Source organism: Thalassotalea sp. LPB0316, assembly GCF_014898095.1.
Classification (GTDB): domain Bacteria; phylum Pseudomonadota; class Gammaproteobacteria; order Enterobacterales; family Alteromonadaceae; genus Thalassotalea_G.
This window is the reverse complement of sequence record NZ_CP062946.1, coordinates 903,569-924,861: the sequence shown is the minus strand read 5'-3', so window position 1 is coordinate 924,861 and position 21,293 is coordinate 903,569. Positions and strand designations below refer to the sequence as shown.

Annotated in this window: 15 protein-coding genes; 8 read left to right on the top strand and 7 right to left on the bottom strand. The window is 41.9% G+C overall.

Annotated elements, in window-relative coordinates:
* Window positions 1-3: 3 nt before the first annotated feature.
* The 4 genes from LP316_RS04100 to LP316_RS04085 are packed head-to-tail and all read left to right on the top strand — an operon-like array spanning window position 4 to window position 4,444.
* Complete coding sequence (locus LP316_RS04100) at window positions 4-888, top strand: XrtA-associated tyrosine autokinase (protein ID WP_193022811.1); 885 nt, start codon at window positions 4-6, stop codon at window positions 886-888.
* The gene (locus LP316_RS04095; protein ID WP_193022810.1) at window positions 857-2,443 is read left to right on the top strand and encodes a TIGR03016 family PEP-CTERM system-associated outer membrane protein; all 1,587 of its coding nucleotides are present in this window, start codon (window positions 857-859) and stop codon (window positions 2,441-2,443) included. Before LP316_RS04100 ends, LP316_RS04095 begins: the two co-directional genes overlap by 32 nt.
* Before the next feature lie 4 nt (window positions 2,444-2,447).
* Window positions 2,448-3,491, top strand: a complete 1,044-nt coding sequence (locus LP316_RS04090; RefSeq protein ID WP_193022809.1) for an XrtA/PEP-CTERM system-associated ATPase — start codon at window positions 2,448-2,450, stop codon at window positions 3,489-3,491.
* A gap of 14 nt (window positions 3,492-3,505) precedes the next feature.
* On the top strand, window positions 3,506-4,444 hold the full coding sequence (locus LP316_RS04085; RefSeq protein WP_193022808.1) for a glycosyltransferase family 2 protein: 939 nt from the start codon (window positions 3,506-3,508) through the stop codon (window positions 4,442-4,444).
* Window positions 4,445-4,487: 43 nt separating this feature from the next.
* Here the strand turns inward: LP316_RS04085 and prsR are convergent, their stop codons facing one another.
* From prsR to LP316_RS04065, 4 genes are read right to left on the bottom strand one after another with little or no spacing between them, the layout of a single operon-like run.
* Window positions 4,488-5,837: a PEP-CTERM-box response regulator transcription factor gene (prsR, locus tag LP316_RS04080; protein WP_193022807.1), complete on the bottom strand. Its 1,350-nt coding sequence runs from the start codon at window positions 5,835-5,837 to the stop codon at window positions 4,488-4,490.
* 33 nt (window positions 5,838-5,870) lie between these two features.
* A complete protein-coding gene (gene prsK, locus LP316_RS04075; RefSeq protein ID WP_193022806.1) occupies window positions 5,871-7,916 on the bottom strand; it encodes an XrtA/PEP-CTERM system histidine kinase PrsK in 2,046 nt (681 codons plus the stop codon).
* Complete coding sequence (locus LP316_RS04070; RefSeq protein WP_193022805.1) at window positions 7,917-10,952, bottom strand: efflux RND transporter permease subunit; 3,036 nt, start codon at window positions 10,950-10,952, stop codon at window positions 7,917-7,919.
* Between the two features lie 3 nt (window positions 10,953-10,955).
* Complete coding sequence (locus tag LP316_RS04065; RefSeq protein WP_193022804.1) at window positions 10,956-11,960, bottom strand: efflux RND transporter periplasmic adaptor subunit; 1,005 nt, start codon at window positions 11,958-11,960, stop codon at window positions 10,956-10,958.
* 211 nt (window positions 11,961-12,171) lie between these two features.
* Between LP316_RS04065 and LP316_RS04060 the strand changes: the two genes are divergently transcribed.
* Together LP316_RS04060 and plsB are read left to right on the top strand one after the other, a co-directional pair.
* Window positions 12,172-13,998 carry a DUF885 domain-containing protein gene (locus LP316_RS04060; RefSeq protein WP_193022803.1) on the top strand — a complete coding sequence of 609 codons (1,827 nt, stop codon included), beginning with the start codon at window positions 12,172-12,174 and terminating at the stop codon, window positions 13,996-13,998.
* Window positions 13,999-14,267: 269 nt separating this feature from the next.
* Window positions 14,268-16,709, top strand: coding sequence for a glycerol-3-phosphate 1-O-acyltransferase PlsB (plsB, locus tag LP316_RS04055; RefSeq protein ID WP_193022802.1), 2,442 nt, complete (start codon window positions 14,268-14,270; stop codon window positions 16,707-16,709).
* A gap of 182 nt (window positions 16,710-16,891) precedes the next feature.
* Here plsB and LP316_RS04050 read toward each other — a convergent pair whose 3' ends face one another.
* From LP316_RS04050 to LP316_RS04040, 3 genes are all read right to left on the bottom strand, one after another.
* Window positions 16,892-17,740 (bottom strand): M48 family metalloprotease, encoded by an 849-nt coding sequence (locus tag LP316_RS04050; protein ID WP_193022801.1) that lies wholly within the window; start codon window positions 17,738-17,740, stop codon window positions 16,892-16,894.
* A gap of 149 nt (window positions 17,741-17,889) precedes the next feature.
* Window positions 17,890-18,753, bottom strand: coding sequence for a 4-hydroxybenzoate octaprenyltransferase (ubiA, locus tag LP316_RS04045; protein ID WP_193022800.1), 864 nt, complete (start codon window positions 18,751-18,753; stop codon window positions 17,890-17,892).
* Between the two features lie 8 nt (window positions 18,754-18,761).
* The gene (locus LP316_RS04040) at window positions 18,762-19,328 is read right to left on the bottom strand and encodes a chorismate--pyruvate lyase family protein (protein WP_226960798.1); all 567 of its coding nucleotides are present in this window, start codon (window positions 19,326-19,328) and stop codon (window positions 18,762-18,764) included.
* 94 nt (window positions 19,329-19,422) lie between these two features.
* Between LP316_RS04040 and LP316_RS04035 the strand changes: the two genes are divergently transcribed.
* A complete protein-coding gene (locus LP316_RS04035) occupies window positions 19,423-20,778 on the top strand; it encodes an MATE family efflux transporter (RefSeq protein ID WP_193022798.1) in 1,356 nt (451 codons plus the stop codon).
* A gap of 93 nt (window positions 20,779-20,871) precedes the next feature.
* Complete coding sequence (locus LP316_RS04030) at window positions 20,872-21,252, top strand: flagellar basal body-associated protein FliL (protein WP_193023802.1); 381 nt, start codon at window positions 20,872-20,874, stop codon at window positions 21,250-21,252.
* The last annotated feature ends 41 nt before the right edge of the window (window positions 21,253-21,293 follow it).

Sequence of the window (21,293 nt, the reverse complement as noted above, 5' to 3'; positions counted from 1 at the left end):
ATTATGAGTACGATAGAAAAAGCTTTAGCAAAGCAAAAAGCAAGCTTGCAGAAAAACCAGCGCGATAACACCACTGAACAAGCAGAAGTTGTCGAGCAAAGTCCAACGCAAAGCGCAGCGCAAACGACAGCCGCTCAAGGCCCTATCACCAGCAAAGACTTAAAGCTGGATATCGATAAACAAAGCATGGATGAGCGCGGTTACCTAATCGATAGTGGTGAGCGAAAGAGCATCAAAGATGAGTTCCGTCAAATTAAGCGAAAACTACTCAACAACGCTTTTGGCAGTGCATCAAAGACTTTGAACAACAGTAACCTCGTGATGGTATCGAGCTCAACACCCAATGAAGGCAAAACCTTTGTCTCGATTAACTTGGCATTGAGTATAGCGCTCGAGCAAGACAAAACTGTTTTATTAGTCGATGCCGATGTTTTAAGACCCAGTGTAAATCGTGAGCTTGGCCTCTCAACACAGCCAGGCTTAATGGAATACTTACTGGGTGAAAAGCAAAGTATCAATGAAATCATTTATAGTACAAATATTGATAAACTGAAGCTTATTCCAGCGGGCGCCCCTCATCATCTATCGAATGAATTATTAGCCAGTGATAAAATGGCATCGCTTGCCCAAGAGCTTGCTGACCGCTACCCTGACCGAATTGTAATTTTTGATTGCCCACCACTGATTGGCGTAACCGAAACTTTAGTACTAGCCAATTTAATGGGGCAAGCAGTTGTTGTTGTCGAAGAAAATAAAACTAAATTAGCTGACATTCAAAAAGCAACCGAAAACCTAAATGAAAACCTTGCGCTAGGTTTAGTTGTGAATAAAGCAATAAGATCACACAAGGATATGTATGGCTATTATGGCTATGGGTACGGTAAATAAAAAAGCACTGTGTTGGGGGTTGTTAGTAACCTCTTCGAGCGTATTTGCAGGTGACTGGCAGGTAACACCGCAAGTTTTTATTGAAGAAAACTTTACCGATAATGTGAGTTTAGTCTCGAACCAAGAAGAGTCGAGTCTAGTAAGTCAGTTCGGTCTAAATTTTGACGTTAATTACCTATCACAAAACAGTGAATTTAACTTCAAATCCTCAAATATATACGCGATGTATAGTCACGATAGTGACCTAAATGACGACTTTTTAACCCTAGATACCTCTGGTCGCTTTTTATTATGGCCCAACGGCATCGCCCTAACTGCAAGTGCAACGGTTGAGAACCAATCGCGAAATAGAGCAAGAAATGCACTTGCTGATTTAGTTTCGGGTGACACGGTACAAGTTGAAAATTACAGTGCTGGCGTGGAGTACAGGGTTGATAACAGCGATTTTTTAGTCGACTTTAATACAAATTATAATTTGCGAGCAACAGAAGACGGTATTGGTGAACGTGATGGTTATAGTGCACAACTATTAAGTTACAACGGTAAGGCAGCGCGCAATGTCTTTTGGCATACCAATATTGGTTACAGCGATATAAAAAATAACGACCAAGATGCCACCCAAGAAAAGATAGAACTTCGGCTAGGCTGGATTACCCCATACAAATTCAATCCATTTATTCGCTACTATTACGAAGACAATTCAGGCAATATTGCCGGCAATAACACATATGAATCTAACGCCTATGGCGTCGGTTTTCGTTGGTTAGCGCAACCAAGGCTTTTTGTTGATGTAAGTTATAACAAACCTGAAGATGATCAATTTGATATCGATGGTAACGAACAAAAAGAATATGTAAACGCTGAAGTAAACTGGCAACCAACATCAAGAACACAACTAGTCGCAAGCTATGGTGAACGCTTCTTTGGTAAAAGCTATAGTCTCAATATTAAGCACAGAAACAAACGCCTAACCAATGACATAAAATACAGTGAAGAGATTGAGAGCTTTACTCGAAATAATTATGAGTTGTTGCCACAAGGCGCTTATTGGTGCCCATTAGAATTTGTCGATATTACCGAGTGTTATGTCCAAGCCGGTGATGATTTTAACTTTGATGATTACAGGTTAATAACGCTCAACGATTATGAAATTATCGAGGACAACAGCTTTACCTTAAATAAGGTTGCTAGCTGGAATTCCACGTTAGCATTAGCTAGAACAACGTTTACGATGACGCTGAATCATCGCGATAAAGAGAACCTCGAAACAAGGGTGTCAGACAGATACGCCACAGCAGGATTGCTGATGAGTCGAAAAATAAGTGGTTATTCAACACTTGATTTAAACGTTGAATATACCGAAGACAATTATAATATTGATACTGACACTGAAAGGCTCGATCGCTACCGCAGGTACACTGCCAGTTACAATCGCAAGTTAAACAGAACCCTCAATGCCAAATTAGGCCTCACACATATAAACCGTCAATCTAGTGAAGATAGCTTTAATTATGAAGAAAGCCGCATCTACATTAGTGTAGTTAAGGACTTCTAACAACATGTATGAGAGTTACTATGGTTTTAAAGAAAGACCATTCCAATTAAGCCCAGATCCACGTTTTTTCTTTGCCTCAAATCATCACCAACGTGCCCTTTCATATTTGCAATATGGTTTAGACCAAGGCGAGGGTTTTATCGTTATTACAGGCCCTATCGGCACAGGGAAAACAACAATCGCTCGTAACTTGCTCAGTAACATCGACGACAATAACATTGTCGCCGTTCAATTAGTAACAACTAAATTAAATCCACAGGAGTTACTAGCATTAGTAGCATCTGAGTTCAAAATTCATGAGCCGGGTTCAACAAAAGCTGAATTATTACAGGCTATTGAGTCCTTTTTAATTGACTTACACCGTCAGGGGAAAAGAGCGCTATTAATTGTAGATGAGGCACAGAATTTACCCTCAGAAACAGTAGAAGAGTTGCGAATGTTATCTAACTTCCAATTAGATAATAAGCCGCTTATTCAGAGCTTTCTGCTCGGCCAAGAAGAGTTGAAAGATATTATTCAAGCACCTGATATGGAACAATTCCGCCAGCGGATTATTGCTTCAGCCCACCTAAAGCCACTTTCCGAAGAAGAAGTAAAAGACTATATAGACCATCGCTTAAGCCAAGCTGATTGTCAAAAATCACATGTTTTTACCGATGGTGTCTACCAAGTCATTCATCAAAAAACACTCGGTGTACCGCGTAAAATAAATATTTTTGTTGATCGTATTCTACTTTTTGGCTTTCTTGAAGAGCTTGACATCATTGACGTGGAGGCCGTCACCCAAGTTGCTGAGGAAATGGAAATTGAGCTTACAGGTTCTCTGACAGGGAAAAACCTGCCAAGTACCGAGCCGAGTAAGCAACTCGAAGGGCAAGCTGCTACTCATACCAACGTTGAACATATGTTATCAACACTAAAAGATCTTGATGAATATCTAGATAATTCTATTAAGCAAAAAGTAAAAATGGCAAGATATGTTGATAAGCTACTCAAGCAAAAGTCAGATGAATTAGCCAAACTACAATCTAATAACGATTCACAATAGCGAGTTAACGTATCATGACAAACTCGGTAAAATCAGCCACTATCGCCATTATTACTTGTCGTCGACCTGAATGGTTAGAGCGTTTGCTAACAGCACTAACAAAGCAAGTTGTCGATGCTTCGATAACACTTGATATTTTAGTGGTTGATAACGCCTGCCAAGATGAAGCCAAACAGGTTGTCGATAGTGTTAATGAGCTATCTCCTTTTCCCATCACTTATCAAACGGAATCAACCCCCGGTATTGTTGCAGCGCGCAATAAGTGCGTCTCATATTTTTTGACAACTGATAAACAGTTTCTATTTTTTATTGATGATGATGAATGGCCTAGTGACGAACACTGGGCTAACAACATGCTTTCGGCACAAGTAAAATATCAAGCCGATGTTGTAACTAGTCATGTTATCTCTGTAGGTGAAGCAGGTACTCCTGCGTGGGCGATTGATTTAATCTACGGTAAAAACCCATATTCGGAAGGGGTGTCGGTTCCAACATTTTACACAGGTAATTTGTTACTTACCCGTAAGGTTATCGAAAAGTTTAACCCGCTATTTGACCAACGTTTTGCTATGACCGGCGCAAGTGACTACCATTTCGCCCTTAAAGCGCTAAAGCAAGGTGTTAAAGCAGTATATACGGATGCACCAGTGATAGAAGAGTTTCCTGCTAGTCGAGCTAATGTAAAGTGGTTTATAAAACGCGGGTTTCGCTCTGGTATCGGCTACACTCGAAGCCATCTGTTTGAAGAACCGGTATTAAAGGCGATAGCGCGCTCATCTGCACTCTCGGCTGTTCGATTTATCCGTGGTCTCGGTTATTTGCTTTTAGGCGCTGTGACTTTCAATAAAACAACGTTCGTTAATGGCTTATTTAGAATTGCATCGTCTATCGGTACTATAGCTGGCTTTTTTGGCATTAAACACGATGAATATAATACGATTCACGGCAAATAAAAAGTCGCTGAATGCGACTTTTTATCATTAAACAGCTCGTAGTTTAACTATTAATATTTAGCTCATACTTTTCAATTAAGCTATATAGTGTTGGACGAGTTATGCCCAACAAATCAGCTGTCTTTGACATGTTACCCTCTGCTAACGCGTAGGCTTTTTGGATAGCGATTGTTTCGGCCGACTCACGTACTGAGCGCAAATTCAAATCAAGCGTGTAATCTTCATCAACTTCGTCAAAAAAGCCGAGATCTAAGGCGGTAACTTGAATGCCAGTACTCATAATAACCGAGCTTTTCACCTTGTTTTGCAACTCTCGAATATTACCAGGCCAATTGTATTTGCGTAGTGCTTTCAATGCGTCCTCAGCAAAGCCTTTAGCCTTTGAATTGTATTCTTGCGCATAAAGGTTTAAGAAGTACTGGGCAAGGATTATTATGTCTTCATCTCTATCACGCAGCGGCGGAATATCCAAAGTAATCTCGCTTACGCGATAAAATAAATCTTCACGGAAGGTTTTTTCTTTAACCATCTCTTGAAGGTTTTGATTCGTAGCGCAAACTACGCGCACATCGACGGCAATTTCTTGGCGACCACCTAAACGCTCAATTTTCTTTTCTTGTAGGAAACGCAGCAGTTTTGCCTGAAGATTAAATGGCATATCTCCAATTTCATCTAAAAATAGCGTACCGCCCTCAGCGCACTCAATTTTACCTTTGGTCGTTTTATGGGCGCCGGTAAAAGCACCTTTTTCAAAGCCAAATAGCTCACTTTCCAACAGAGTTTCAGGAATAGATGCACAGTTGATCGCTATAAACGGCTTTTCTTTACGATCACTGGCTAGATGAATGGCATTCGCTGTGACTTCTTTACCCGTACCACTTTCCCCTAGCAATAACGCAGTAATAGCGGTTGGCGCGATACGTTTAACCATCATTCGCATTCGCTCTATTGCTGCACTGTTGCCAATAATCCCGATGTCACTACCTGCTACCGAGCGCATTTTTCTGTTTTCAGTTTCAATACTAGCTAACGACATTGCACGAGAAACGATCACTTCTATCACTTCTTGCTCTATCGGTTTTTGATAAAAGTCATAGGCACCGGCGGCTATTGCCTTAAGGGCATTCGTGCGATCATCATTACCGGTAATAACGATGACTTTGGTGTGAGGTGCAATAGTTAATATTTCTTGTAAGCACGCCAAACCTTCAGAGGCATTTGCTTCATCTGGTGGCAAGCCCAAGTCCAACGTTACAACACTTGGCTCAAAACGTCTTACTGCGGCTATCGCACTTTCACGATCGTCAGCTAACACAACATCATAATCAGACAAACTCCATTTAAGCTGCTTTTGAATACCCTTGTCGTCATCTACGATCAGTAATTTATCCATGTTCAAATACAAACCTTATTTATTATTCTTAAATTATTCTTCTTTCGTTATCAATGGGAACCGCAACGTGAACTGACTCCCCTCACCTGGCCGACTGGTTACTGAAAGCCGCCCTGAGAGTGATTCGATAAATTGCTTCGCTTCATACACTCCAATCCCCATACCAGCATTTCCTTTAGTGGTATCAAAAGGTTTGAATAAGCGCTTTTCAATGAAGCTTTCCGTCATACCACAACCTGAATCGGATATAACAATTTCTACTATATCACTGTCTTGACGCAACATCACATTAACTTTTTGGTCAACTTCAGACGCTTCCTGTGCGTTCTGAATTAAGTGATTGAGCACTGAGTGCATTGTCTCGCCATCGATAAAGGTTTTAACATCAGTAACGGGTTCAAAGAGTACCTCGGGCTTTCTAACATTACATTGTTCAACCACCGACGATACCAATTGATTCAACTCTACATAACCTTGTTTTGATGACAGAACTTGCTTGTTTCGCAATTGATACAGCATTTTATCTAAGCGAGAAGTTGCAGAGTCTATCGTTTCAAAAACATCATCAATAAACTCTGGATTATCTCTATGCCGTTTGGCATTAGCATTAATTAATGCAAGCTGGGCCTGAACATTTTTCAAATCGTGTACAAGAAAAGCTGACATGCGGTTGAAAGCATCAAACTGCCTTGATTCAGCTAATCTATCATTCGCCTCATGCAATGATATGTAATTGATCAGTTGCTTTGAAATCGCAAAAATCAAATCTCTATCTTCCCAATTTAACGGTTTAGGCTCTTTGCGACCACCAATGAGGAAAACGCCATAAAAAGCTTTACCGATAAACAGGGGAATAATGAGCTCAATGCCTTGTTTTTCGCACCATGTGCAATCTAAAACCAAGCCTTGATAAAGATTTGGTGATTTTTTATATTCCGCCAGATCTATCAACCACTGATTTTGCTTAACAAAACTTACGACAAGACTGTATTGCTCTTGAAATTCGGTAACCTCTTGTTCGTTGATTGACCAATTATGGGTAAATTTTATCTCGCCAAAATGCACACTATTATCTTTGATTAACGCACAAGACTTCGCTTGAAACTTCGCCATCATAATTTGTGACGCCATTTGGTGAGCTGATTCAGCACTGGTCGTTTCAAGCTGCTCTATTAGCTCTAACCACTCTTCACGATATTCATATTTATTGGCAAAAAAGTTTTTCGCGATAAAAACTTTTACTTGTTTGCGCAAGCTTTCGGTCATCAATAAGGCCGCTAAAACAACCCCGCCCAGCATCAAGAATGAAACAGAAACTAATGTCCCCCACTCTCCGCCAAAGTAGTTAATTGCATAACCGGCAAAAGCCATTATCAACAAGTACAAGCCAGCAATCAGTAGCATTGAGGAGTAAAACACCACGTTGCGCGAGACGAATACTCGCACTTGGCCATTTTGCACACGGCGTGTACTAATTAACAATAACGGCGCAACGATGACTGCAATAAACCCTCGGCTATACCAATAATCAAAGTCTAATTGTCCTAACATGGAAGCTTGCGCGTACAAGACAAAATCAAACAGTGAAACGCCAGCTATCGCAATAACTAAAGGCCAAATAGCCCAGCGAACTTCACCGGTAGAGCTCCGATAAAGCTGCTCTAGCAGTACTAAACTCCATAAGTTGAGCATGATAAACAACAAGAACAGATACTTGGTCGACAACCCGAAGTAAACACCAAGGTAACTTGCCAAACTCAAACTCGACCACACCAACAAATACTGTTTTACATAATGATTAGTGAGTAGCTCTTTAAATGACTTGTACTCGATATTGCACGATAAAATCAGTACCGCCCAACAGGCAATTTTAACCGTATCAATTGCCATAACCCACAACAAACTAAAGCCAAATTCCACTTGGCTAGCGGCAACAATATTAGCGGTTGCGGTCACCAACACACAGCCAATTAACCAACGAGCCAATAAACTATTATTGCGCGCAGCAAACAGCAACAAGGCAAAAACCACATAGGCCAAGCCAGCTAGGGCGTAGCCAATAAATCCTACATACTCCATTTATTCGTCCAGTTGTTTCGCTTTAGTAAAGAGCTCCGTTAATACCGGTACAAGGAAGAAACTCGATAAGGCTGATACACATAACCCCGAGATGATAACTATGCCCAATGGCTGCCATAAACTGCCACCAAACAAGGTCAAAGGCAGTAAACCACCTATTGTGGTTAACGTGGTAAGTAAAATCGGCGTAAAACGGGTAGCACTTGCCTGCGTTATTGCTGTCACTTTGTTGGTTTCACTAAGTAAATTTCGGTTGGCAGTATCAATTAAAATAATCGCGTTGTTAACGACAATACCAAATAAACTAATCAATCCAATAAAGGCCATCATCGAGAATGAACTACCCGTGATAAACAAACCAATCGCAGAACCAGCAATAGCAAATGGGATTGAAGTAAAAATGATCATTGGCTGAAGAATCGATTTAAACTGCAACACCAAAATGGCAAAAATACCGATAGCGGTTATTAATAAAATTTGTGACAAACCGGCAAAGTTTTCTTGCCTTGATTCCTCTTCTCCACCTAAGTTGTAGCTAATGCCAATGGGTAAATCGTAATTATCGAGATAATCGACAACCTGCAGTGTTAACTCATTGATAGAGTAGCCCAAATCAGCATCGGCGGAGACTTTGGCCATGCGCAATTTCTGATAGTGAAAAAACTCTGGTTGGCCTTGCATTAGCTGTACGTTGACCACTTGATTGAGTGGTAGTAACTCATTGCGCATATTACTGATGTAAACCTGATCAAAGCTCTCAACTTCAGGCGATTGATTGCGCACAACAATCGGATAGCTCTCACCATTGTCATCATTAAACCAGCCAACAAAAGCGCCTGACAATATCGTTTGCAATGTCATATCTAGCGCTTGAATGTTAACGTTTGCCAAACCCGCCTTTTCATAATCAATGCCCATACTCACTATGGTGTTTGCTTCACCAATCGGGTTATCAACATTGATCATGCCTTGCTGCTTTATCATAAAAGCTTCGACATCCTTGGCGACCTTTTCTAAGTCAGTTAAATTTTCGCCCATCAAGCGCACAGTAATCGGCTTATCGGTTACTGGCCCTTGAGTGAATTCGTTAACGGTAATTTTTGCTTGGTGCCAACGGTTAAATTCTTGGCGCAGATCTGCAACAAACTGGCTCATGGTTTGCTCTTGGTAATCATTGAGCACCACCACCATTTGACCATACTTAGAAACACCGCGTTTCGGTACTTGATTGTAATAAATCCGTGGGTTAGCACTACCAACGTTTAAGCCAACACTTTCAACAAAATCGAACTCGCCAATATATTTGGCAACATCTTGCATGACTTCATTAGTCGCGCTGAGCGCCGTATTAGCTGGCATTTCAACATCTACCATGACCATCGGCTTTTCAGCTTTTGGAAACAGGCTCACCCCTACTTGACCAAATACTGAAAACATCCCGACTAGTATCATCATGGCCAACGCTAAAACAACATATTTAAAGCGAATCAGTACAACCAGGATCGGTGCGTAAATTTTTTCAGCAAAACGATTCAAATACACTTGTAACGTTTTAATTTTGCTAGGCTTTTGACTAAAGGTTAAACGAGCAAGTAGCGGTGTTAACGTCAAAGCCAATAACAGCGAGGCGAGTAGTACTAGCACTACAGTTACAGGCATTGAACGGAGAAAATCACCGGTTGAGCTATTGAGCATCAGCATCGGTAGAAAAGCGAACATGGTGGTAATGGTACCACTGGTAATAGCCCAACCAACGATACTAGCACCTTGAGCAGATGCCGTTAGCTTATCGCTATGCTTTGGCATTTCTCGATGAATACTCTCAGTCACAACAATCGCATTATCAACTAATAAGCCCAGCGCTATGATCAAGCCGACAATCGACATCTGCTGCAAACCAAAGCCACTGAGATCTAACCAGCCAATTGCGATCATAAAACTAAGGGGAATGACCGAAACGACCACTAGCGCCTCACGTAAGCCCAAAAACAACAGCGACATCACGCCAACGAGCACCAAACCTTGAATGAGGTTATCGAAAAAGCCATTCACTCGATACTCAACACTCTGTGCTTGTTTAAATAGTGGCTCTATTTGAACATTATCGGGAATCGTTGCTTTAAATGCGGCAATCTCGGCATCAATGGCATGAGTTAAGTCAAAAATATTGGTATTTTCCCGTTGCTCAACAGTGACAAAAATAACCGGCTTTTCATCGTAATACGCTAAATATGCTGGCTCGTAATCAGCAGCGCTGACTTGAGCAATATCTTTGAGTCGTAGCACGTAGTCATCATTGGTCACGATAATGGTATTTTGCAGTGACGTTAAATCGGTAAAATTACCACTGGTATTGACATTAAATCGCCGCGTTGATGCATCAACAAAGCCCGGCGTAATATTGAGTGCTCGGCCTTGGAGTACGTTATTGACATCATTGACACCGATACCGTAGTGATGCAACAGTTCGAGGTTTAAATCAACCGCGACAACTTGTGGTGGATAGCCCCAAATATCAGATTTGCGCACCGCCGGAATAGCTTCGAGTCTTTTCTCTAACTGCTTGGCGTAAAACTCCATGGTTTTATAATCTGTTGGTTCACTCCACAACGCGAGCTGCATAATCGCGACACTTTTAGGGGTCGCTTTTAAGACCAACAGTTCCTGTATGCCTTCTGGCAAAGTCGGCTTTACTTCAGCGACGGCTTGTTTGATCCTATCATACGAAAGATCGGCATCAACGCCATAAATGAACGTCACTTCAATACGAGCGCCATCATTTTTAATTTGCGATTCAATCTTCTTTATATTTTCTATTTCAGCAAAAGAGGCTTCGATGGGATCAACCACTAAGGTTTCAATATCAGCGGGTGATGCACCTGGGTATACAATCTCAAGTAGCGTTATCGGCATATCAAATTGCGGATCTTCCGAGCGCGGCATAGTCAGGTATGAAACTAAGCCAAGCAGTACCATCAATACGATAACTGTCACCGTAAACTGGGCATTTTTTAATGCGATTAAAGGTAACTTCATCGATTACTTCACCACATCTAAGTGCTGCCAACCGCGAACGACCACCGTCAAATCTGATTGGTCACTCGTCGCGCTCAAATAAATGAATTGATTGTCTAATTTATAGATCGGTAAACTGCGCTGGCTCACCTCACTACCCTGCTGGGTAACAATAATTGCATCGCCGTTATCATCAATAGCAACTAATGCGTCAATAGGTAAGCGATAAACGGAATCAGGTGATGAGACATCTATACTCACCTGCGCCATTTGCCCTGCAACAACGCCTTGCTTAAGCACTAATTCCGGTAGTAGTACATCAACTAAAAATAAACTGTTCGCGGTATTAGCGATCATCGGAATACGGTTAATTTCACCTTTGACCTGACCTAAACTCGGTAGCATTACATCGACTATTTGGCCAAGTCGCACTTGGCTTATTTCAGCATCGGTTAGGGCTATTTTTACCACCCAGTTTTTCTCTAACGCTGCAACTTGTAATGCGGGTGAGCCCGGCGCTTGCAGTTCTCCTAAATCGGTATTACGGCTTAATACCACACCGTTGTAAGGCGCGAAGATTTTTGCCTTTTCAAGGTTGTAGTATGCCGCTTGATAAACATTGCGGATCGATTCTAAGTTAGTTTTAGCCAAATCTAACTCTTGCTCAGTATTCAGTGCTTTTTCAAATAACTCTTGAGCGCGTTTGTACTCGCGTTTTGCCTGCAATAATTCGGCAAATCGACGATTCTTTTCCGCTTTAAGCTCTTCGTTGTCTAAGGCAGCAAGTAGTGCGCCTTTTTCAAAATAATCACCTTCATCGACCGCTAAAAATTCAAGATAACCACTGGCTTTAAAAGACAAGTTGACGGTTTTTTTAAAGGCCAAGCGTCCTGTTCGCGTAATAGTTTGTTGGTAAGGCATGACGCTTACTTCTTCTACGTCAAAGTTTTGTGCCAATGCAGAGGCGCTAAATCCAAGCCATAGCAGGGGTGTTATGGCTAACAAGAGAAACTGTTTGAAAATATCCATATGCTAAGTAATTGCTTTAACCATAAAGTAACTATAGTCAATACTTTAGGCGGATTAACAGCTAAAGTACATCAAATTTACCAATCTATTGCGCATTTGCCAGAGAACGGCAAGCAGATACACTGACTAACAATTATTATACTTTCTCACTAGTGCAAAATATCGCTTCGTGCTAACGTCATTAACAGAAATTAAACACAAGGAAAACAAGATGATAAAAACAATATTTAAACGTCTTGGCCAATTGCTACTGATTGTAGTGTTATTAGGTACGAGTTTTGCCGCTCATGAATGGTACGCACAAAAACCATTTATGTTCCGCGTATTTTTAGATCGTACTATGGTAAAAATGGCATTTGACAGCCCAGAAACGTTGACATCACTCGGCTTTTTAGAATCCATCGGGATCAAAGGCCACAACGCAGAGCTTGATGACGACCGACCAGAAAAAGGCGATGAACTATTTGCCCAACTCAACGACATTCATCAAACACTGCTTTCCTATCCTGATGAAGATTTAACAGAAGAAGAGCAATTATCAAAGGAAATTGCGCTATACCTGCTTGACTTCGCCAAAACCAGCGAACAATTTAGATACCATAACTACCCAGTAAATCAGCTATTTGGTGTACAAAATGGTTATCCAAGCTTTATGGAAGCCCAACATCAAGTTAACGATATTGAAGATGCTGAAAATTACATATCTCGGCTAGCAAAAGTTAAAGTTAAATTTGAGCAAAATTTACAAGGGTTAAAAATACGCGAAGAAAAAGGCATTATTCCTCCGCGCTTTGTCATTGACCGCGTACTAGAAGAAATGACAACCTTTGTCGCGACCCCAATAGAAGAAAATATTCTTTACACCTCACTGCAAGAAAAGCTAACAAAAGCCGAGAATATTCCTGAAAAAGAACAATCGCGTATTTTAGCATCGGCAAAAAGCAACATTAGTGATTATGTTCATCCGGCCTATCAACTGTTTATTGATTACTTCACCGAACTTGCACCAAAAGCAACCACAGACGATGGTTTTTGGCGTCTACCCAACGGTGATGAAGCCTACCGTCAATCTTTAAAATTCTTTACCACAACTAACTATACGGCTGATGAGATCCACAAAACAGGTTTAGCTGAAGTTGATCGCATCCAAGCAGAAATACTGACGATTTTAGCTAGTGAAGGTTACGACACTAGCAATGGTTTTACTGCGGCAATAGATGCCTTAGCTGCGGATGAAAGTCAATATTATGAAGATTCTGATGCAGGTCGCGCGCAAATACTCAAAGACTACCAAGCCATTTTGGATGAGATAGACGCAGGTATAGATAGCGCGTTTAGAATTCGCCCTAAGGCAGGCATGGAAGTTGTCCGTATTCCAGAGTTTAAAGAAAAGACATCGCCAGGTGCTTATTATCAGCAACCTGCAATAGATGGCTCTCGCCCTGGCCGCTTCTTTGCAAATTTATACGATATTAAGGCGACACCGAAATACAGTATGCGCACACTTGCCTATCACGAAGGCATTCCTGGCCACCATTTCCAAATAGCTATAGGTATGGAACTCGAAGGTATGCCACTGTTTAGAAGAATGTCGCCATTTACTGCATATACGGAAGGCTGGGCACTTTACACCGAACAAGTTGCTTGGGAACTTGGCTTTCAAGACAATCCTCTTGATAATGTTGGTCGCCTACAGGCTGAATTATTCCGTGCTGTCCGTCTAGTTGTTGACACGGGTATTCACGCCAAGCGCTGGACTCGCGAACAAGCGATTGACTATATGCTTGCTAACACAGGTATGGCGGAAAGTGATGTCACTTCCGAGATTGAGCGCTATATTGTGATGCCGGGCCAAGCGACGGCTTACAAAACGGGCATGATGAAAATCTTAGCGCTTAGAACTAAAGCGCAAAATGCCTTAGGCGAACGGTTTGATTTACGAGATTTTCACGATGTCGTCTTGAAGAATGGCGCTGTACCACTTGATATTCTAGAGCGCCTAATAGATAACTATATCGCAGAGGTACAAGCGAGTTAGTCGACAAACAAAAGCCGACTCAGCCCTGCAAAACAGCTGAGTCTTTCCTGTCAACAACAGCGTCATTCCCGCATGTTGTTTGCGGGAATCTCACCACTTCGTCAAAACATCTGGAGATCCCGTGTTAAAACATCACGGGATGACGACTAAGACTGACATCGCGAGATGATTACTAGGGCCGAATCATTCACTTGCGCACATCACAGTAAAAGACAAAGCAAATTCTTAGTGCTAAAATAAGCCGTCCAGATAATATAACTCGATACAACATGTTAGCACTTCGTTCATTATTTTATTTATTATTAACGCTACCCATTAAACTACTCGTGAGGTGTAAAATCGTTCCTGACGACTTTATCAGCTCCGGTAGCGTAAAAACTGATAAACCTATTTTTTATGTCGTTCGCCATCAATCGGCCAGTGATTTATTGTCATTACAAAAAGCCTGTAAAAAGCTTGGCTTACCTGATCCACTTGAGCATGTTGAGATTAAAGGAAAAACATTTAACCGTACCTTGTGTATCGACAAACCAACACCGCTATTCAAGTGGCGTAAAGCAGGTAAAACCAACGCGATAGAACAAGGACTTAGTCTCTTAGAACAGCACAGAGATGACCTTAGCCAAGAAGCACAGCTGATCCCAGTAAACTTAACTTGGGGGCGTGCACCAACGGTTGAAAAAAACAATGCCAATGTCGGGACAATTTTAGCCGACCAAGAATCACCTACATGGCTCAGAAAGTTCTTTATCGTGTTATTTCTCGGCCGTCATACCCTAGTACGCTTTTCTAATCCGGTATCACTTCGTTATATGGCTGACAAACACGGTAGCGATGAAGATACAGCACACAAGTTGTTGCGTGTCGCTCGGTTCCATTTTCATCGCCAAACCATCGCAGCAACAGGACCTCGTCTTATGGATCGCGAACAAATGTTTACCGCGCTATTTGCCAACCCGTCGATCAAGCGCGTCATAGCCGATGAAGCAAAAGCGAAAAACTTGCCCGTCGAAAAAGTGAAAAAGCAAGCCAAAGACATGATGTATGAGATCGCCGGCGATTATCGCGAATCAATGATCCGTGTAGGTGAGCGTGTTTTAGGTTGGTTATTCAATCGCTTATACAACAATATCGAAGTAAAAAACACCAGTGCCCTGCGCCAAGCAGCAGAAGATGGCCACGAAATTATCTATGTACCCTGCCATCGTTCGCACATGGATTACTTACTGTTAACCTACGTAATTTACCATCAGGGGCTAGTAACGCCGCGTATTGCCGCAGGTATTAACCTAAACTTTTGGCCTGCCGGACCAATTTTCAGAAAGGCGGGCGCCTTCTTTATTCGACGTAGTTTTGGTGGTAATCGCCTCTACTCAGCAATTTTTAGGGAATACTTAGGTTTGCTGTTTGATCGAGGCTACTCGGTTAAATATTACACTGAAGGTGGTCGCAGCCGCACAGGGCGTTTACTTGCACCAAAAACTGGGATGTTAGCCATGACTATTCAAAGTTTATTGCGCGGCATCGATCGGCCATTAACGCTAGTACCTGTTTACATCGGTTACGAGCACGTAATGGAAGTTGCGACTTACCACAAAGAGCTCAGTGGTAGTAAAAAGAAAAACGAATCGATTCTCGGTGTGCTAGGCGCAATTAAAAAACTGCGTAACTACGGCAAAGGTTTTGTTAACTTTGGCGAGCCGATTCATTTAAACCAATATTTAAATGACCAAGTACCGCAGTGGAAAGAGGATATTGACCCGGTTGATCCACAAAAACCTTCGTGGCTAACGCCAACCGTTAACGGTCTTGGTGACGTGGTGATGACTAAAATCAATAAAAGTGCTGCACTTAATGCCGTCTCTTTAGCCGGCTTAATCCTTCATGCAACTGACAATCAAGCCTTAGCTCAAGGTGAATTAGAAGCACAAATGGATTTCTTCCTCGAAACCGCTCGTCTAGCACCTTATAGTGATGCCATAACCATTCCAGAAGAGTCAGGTAAGGCCTTAGTTGAGCACTTAATATCACTTAACAAAGTCACCGTTGATAAAGATAGCTTAGGTGCATATATTTCGTTAAAGGAAGGCGCTTCTTTAGAAATGCGCTACTACCGCAACAATATTTTGCATACTTTTTTATTGCCGTCTTTGGTGTGCCGTATCCTTGCCAACAACCACAAAATGGCACGAGATGAAATTATTGAGCAAGCACAGTTAATTTGGCCATTACTCAAAGCTGAGTTTTTCTTGTGGCAAGATCAAGAGACATTGGCGAAGCAAGTTGACCGCGTGCTAAGCGCGCTTGAGTTACAGCAAGTAGCTAAATCGACCAAAGCTGGGTTTTGGTCATTGACAGATGATGTTCATATGAAGGCGTATGCAACCCTCATGAGCGATGTTATCGATGAAACCATTCAGCGCTTAGTTATTGTCAGCCAATTAACCGCTCGTTTGGCCCCGATCAGCAAGAAATCATTAGAGCAAAGTATGGTATCAATCGCGCAACGCTTATCTGTGTTAAACAACATTAATGCACCTGAATTTATTGAGCCAAAAGCACAATCAGCATTAATCAACGCGATGAAAGACAATGGCTATATTAAAGTATCTGACAATAATGAGCTCATTGCCCAACCAAGCCTTGAAGACATTAAAAAGGTCGTCAGTAACTTAGTGAGTATCGATGTGTTGCAGAGTATAACTCGCTAATTAACACTTAGTGATTGTCATGCCCGAGTAGTCGGGCATCTCTACTAGGTAACCGTCGCCATGCCCGGAGTAGCCGAGTATCTCTACCAGGTAACCGTCGTCATGCCCGAGTAGTCGGGCATCTCTACCAGGTAACCGTCGTCATGCCCGAGTAGTCGGGCATCTCTAGCATATCTATTCTACTATTTTTTCTCTGGCCCAGGGGCATCGGGTAACATTTGCTGAAAGGCGCGCCAATCACTTTGATCGCCAATTTCAGTGTTACACTGTAATTGTGCCGCTCGTCGATTGATATCGTCTACCCTTGATTGTGATGCAGGATGGTCACTTAAAAATTCTGGTATCCGAACATCGTTGTTTTTGTCTAGTAGCTTTTCAAAGAATCCCGCAGCACCATTACAGGCATACTGAGTATCTTGTAAATAATCTACCGATAACCGATCCGAGGCGGCTTCTTGATCGCGACTATAGTTTAGCGTCATCAACTCTTGCAAAATCTTAGCACCAATCAAGGTACCTAAGTCTGCAGGGGTGGCAAAAATAAGAAACTCAAATAGCTTGTCACGGCCATACTCTTTCTGCATCCGGATGCTTGAATGACGTAATTCTGCATGAGCTATTTCATGGCCTAGCACGCCGGCTAAATGATCTTTACTATCAAGGTATTTGATTAGCCCAGAATAGACATAAATGTAGCCGCCTGGCGCACAAAACGCATTCAGCACATCATCACGAGCAATTATTTTAACGGTGTGATACTCAAACGTGTCGCGATATTTAATTTCATCACTAGCAACAATTTCATCAATCATATTTTGGATGTAACGATAGGCCTCAGGATAATCTTGTTCAGATAACACAGGGTATTCAATAACATCGCGTGATAAACTTTCAACCACCCGCTTCCCCATATCAACATCGTTTTCTACGTCCATTAACGGCTCATCAGCGATAAAGCCAACGTAAATAAAATAAGGTAAGCCGATGAATAACACCGTTGCAATTATGGTTCGAATAATTCGCCAAAGCATCTTTTCTTCCTAACTTGTTAGTAACTTCAGATCACCGAAGTCAGCACTATTAATATGTGATTTGCTTTTATTTTAGGAAAAATTAACAAGTTTACGTATGAAGAAAGCGTTCGAAATTGTAGAAATTCGTAACGCAATCCCATCACGGCTTAGAAATATTCAATCAAAATGGCAATAAAGATAATCATGCCAACATAATGATTATTGAGAAACGCTTGAAAGCATTTTTGCCTATCGCGATTGGCAATAAGCATTTGTTGATAAGTAAAGAAACCTGCAGCAATGATCAGGCTTAAATGAAATGGCCAACCTAGTGCAAACAGCTCGCCAGCGCTGAATAACAAGCCCAATGTTACTATCTGTAGTAAGCCGATAATTTTTTTATCGTTATCACCAAATAAAATAGCGGTTGATTTTACCCCAATACGCAAATCATCATCGCGGTCGACCATGGCATACATGGTATCGTATGCGACCGTCCAAGTAACGTTAGCAAAAAACAAAAACCAAGCACCAAGTGGTATGTAACCCATGACTTCTGCAAACGCCATAATCATCCCCCAACTAAAAGCCGCCCCCAAGACAACCTGAGGTAAGTTCGTATAGCGTTTCATGAACGGGTAAAGTGTCGCGAGTAATACCGCAACAACAGAGAGTTTAATGGTATAAAGTGAAAGCGAAGTTACCAAGCCAAAGGCGGCCGCTAGTAAACACACAAATAAAACAATCGCTTGCTCAGGGGTAATGAGGCCGGTAACTAATGGCCTTTGATTGGTGCGTTTAACTGCGCCATCAACTTTGCGATCGGCAAAGTCATTGATCACGCATCCAGCACTGCGCATCAAAAATACACCTAGGGTAAAGACAAATAACAAATGTAACGACGGAAAGCCTTCTGACGCAACCCATAAAGCCCAATAGGTTGGCCACAATAACAAGTAGGTGCCGATGGGTTTGTCCATCCGGGTAATTTGAACAATGCCTTGAATGCGTTGTGAAAGTATCGTACTCATACTTATTGCTAACCTTGCTTATACGCCAAGCTATTAGGCAAAAAAACTTCAGCCACTAAAATCGGCTTATCATCGATTAAAAACGTCGATCTTCGTCCCCAAACGCTTGTTTGTTGGGGTAATCCTAACTGGTGATTAAGGGCTTTTAACTGATTGTCTGAAGAAAACTCAGCGATCTGTAGTGCTTTGCGTTTTAACTTAGGCGAACTAAATATCACCTGACCTAATGGCTGCTCACCTAACTCAGCCAACGCTTTTTGCTCGCCGGTCAAACTGGTTAATGGTAGTAAACTGCGGGCAAAAACCTGAGGTTTATCGTCACAGAACAACACCACTTCGCGCGCCAATACACGCTCGCCGGCTTTGATATAAATACACGCTTCACGCTCACTGCAATAAGTAATTTGCTGACCTAAAACAGCTAAGCGAAATGTGGTTGCGTTGGCTTTCAAACGCGCCGTAAGTGAACTTTCATCTAACAACCAGTCTCTAACATACGTATTCAGTCCTTCTGGAATCTGATTTTGCCAGTCGGCGCTAAGGTTAATCGGGAATAAGTGTTGTAAACTACTCATATTCGGCAACATTAATTTTATCTAGCGCTTATAATAACAAGTCTATGATGTCATTGCCTAATTTAGTTGCACTTTTCTGGAGTCCCCCCTTTACATGTCTTGGCTCAATACCCGTTCTTTAAAAGCTAGCTTCAAGCTCGCTTGGCCAATCTCCCTGCAAAATACCCTAGTCACGCTATTGGGCATGGTCGATGTCATGATGGTCAGTCATTTAGGTGACGCAGCGGTGGCAGCGGTAGGCCTAGGTAATCGCATTCAGTTTGTTGTACTAGTGATTATTATGGGGTTATCTTGGGGGGTCGGTATCCTAGTTGCTCAGTATTGGGGCGCGCAACAACACGAGAAAATTCGTCGTACCGTATTAATGGGATCTCTCATTGGTGTACTGGCGATGCTCCCGATTATTTTTGGCTTTTTCTATCTAGCTGACGATGTGATTGCCATCGGCAGTAACGACGCACAAGTGATCGCGCTTGGCCAAAGTTACTTGTGGATCACCATGCCTAGCCTTTGTTTAATCGCCGTGATCATGGTGTTAGAAAATGCGCTTCGCAGTATCAACCAAGTGCGTTTACCCATGGCCTTAAGCACCATTGCCATTGCTGTCAATATCGTGCTCAACTATTGGTTGATCAACGGCGGTTTAGGTATCGAGGCATTGGGTGTTGACGGTGCGGCTTTAGCAACCACCATTTCTCGCGCTATTCACTTGATGATTTTTCTTTATGTACTCATGCGAGCACTTCATCCAGTAATCCCTCATAGTGAAGATATCAAACTCTTGGCTAACCCGAGACCTTGGTGGAAGTTATTAAAAATTGTTTGGCCAATGATGTTTAGTTTCGGTGTATGGTCACTTGGCACGTTTGTTTATCAGCTAATTTACGGTCAAATGGGCACTAAAGAGCTCGCTGTAATGAGCCTGCTATCACCAATTGAAGGTATGTATATTTCACTGTTTTTTGGCTTTGCTAGCGCTTGCGCGATTATGGTCGGGCAAAAACTAGGCGCAGATAAATTTGACGAAGCTTGGTCAACGGCGAGAAGCTTTATTACACTTGCGCCGATTGTTGGCTTGCTGCTGGGCGCTCTGCTTTATTTCGCCAAGCATTGGGTGTTTATTCCATTTGCTGATCTTCCTGTCCCCACTGTTGATTTAGCCAGTGACGTCTTTCTAATCATCTGCTTAGGTGCGTGGATAAAAATTACTAATATGACCCAAGCCATGGGCGTATTGCGCGCCGGTGGAGAAACCAAAGCCTGCTTATACATTGATATTGTTGGCATGTGGCTGATTAGTATTCCGTTAACCTATTACTGTGCTTTTGTGCTGCAATTACCCTTGTTTTGGGTTGCCTTAGCGACTTATTCAGAAGAAGTAGCCAAAGCATTTTTATTTTTTGCCCGTGTTTTACAGAAAAAGTGGATGCGCAACTTAGCCAATGCGTAATACGAAAAATATTGATTAAATAATACCTGACCATTGCATAAAATCAGGTTATGATCCACAGTATTGATTATGAGTAGAAAAACGTTCCAAGTTATGAAAAAGCTGATTTCTTGTTTGTTATTATTATCTTGCCTTAGCACAGCTAAAGCGGCTGAATACGCTTATTATGGGTTTGAGCCAGATATTGTGACGAATTATGTTTCAACGCAAAAGAAAATGGGCTTTGTTCGCTTAACCGTTGAGTTAATGATCGAAGGAACGTCTAATCTAGAAGTTGTCGAACACCACTCGCCGTTATTGCGTGATGCGATCATTACTGTGATCGGTCAACAACCTGAAGAAAAAATCAAATCGATTCGCGGTCGCAGCGAAATTCAAAAGCTCTGTGAAGATCGCGTTAAAGAATTACTTACTCAAGAGACGGGTCAGCCACTGGTTAAAAAACTACTTTTTACCCAATGGCTTGATAACTAACCCGAACTCGGGATAACAAGTATTGGTAGTGAACAAAGGCA

Coding starts and splice junctions, on each gene's coding strand:
- LP316_RS04100 (WP_193022811.1), top strand. CDS start 4: ATGAGTACGATAGAAAAAGCTTTAGCAAAGCAAAAAGCAAGCTTGCAG.
- LP316_RS04095 (WP_193022810.1), top strand. CDS start 857: ATGGCTATTATGGCTATGGGTACGGTAAATAAAAAAGCACTGTGTTGG.
- LP316_RS04090 (WP_193022809.1), top strand. CDS start 2,448: ATGTATGAGAGTTACTATGGTTTTAAAGAAAGACCATTCCAATTAAGC.
- LP316_RS04085 (WP_193022808.1), top strand. CDS start 3,506: ATGACAAACTCGGTAAAATCAGCCACTATCGCCATTATTACTTGTCGT.
- prsR (WP_193022807.1), bottom strand. CDS start 5,837: ATGGATAAATTACTGATCGTAGATGACGACAAGGGTATTCAAAAGCAG.
- prsK (WP_193022806.1), bottom strand. CDS start 7,916: ATGGAGTATGTAGGATTTATTGGCTACGCCCTAGCTGGCTTGGCCTAT.
- LP316_RS04070 (WP_193022805.1), bottom strand. CDS start 10,952: ATGAAGTTACCTTTAATCGCATTAAAAAATGCCCAGTTTACGGTGACA.
- LP316_RS04065 (WP_193022804.1), bottom strand. CDS start 11,960: ATGGATATTTTCAAACAGTTTCTCTTGTTAGCCATAACACCCCTGCTA.
- LP316_RS04060 (WP_193022803.1), top strand. CDS start 12,172: ATGATAAAAACAATATTTAAACGTCTTGGCCAATTGCTACTGATTGTA.
- plsB (WP_193022802.1), top strand. CDS start 14,268: ATGTTAGCACTTCGTTCATTATTTTATTTATTATTAACGCTACCCATT.
- LP316_RS04050 (WP_193022801.1), bottom strand. CDS start 17,740: ATGCTTTGGCGAATTATTCGAACCATAATTGCAACGGTGTTATTCATC.
- ubiA (WP_193022800.1), bottom strand. CDS start 18,753: ATGAGTACGATACTTTCACAACGCATTCAAGGCATTGTTCAAATTACC.
- LP316_RS04040 (WP_226960798.1), bottom strand. CDS start 19,328: ATGAGTAGTTTACAACACTTATTCCCGATTAACCTTAGCGCCGACTGG.
- LP316_RS04035 (WP_193022798.1), top strand. CDS start 19,423: ATGTCTTGGCTCAATACCCGTTCTTTAAAAGCTAGCTTCAAGCTCGCT.
- LP316_RS04030 (WP_193023802.1), top strand. CDS start 20,872: ATGAAAAAGCTGATTTCTTGTTTGTTATTATTATCTTGCCTTAGCACA.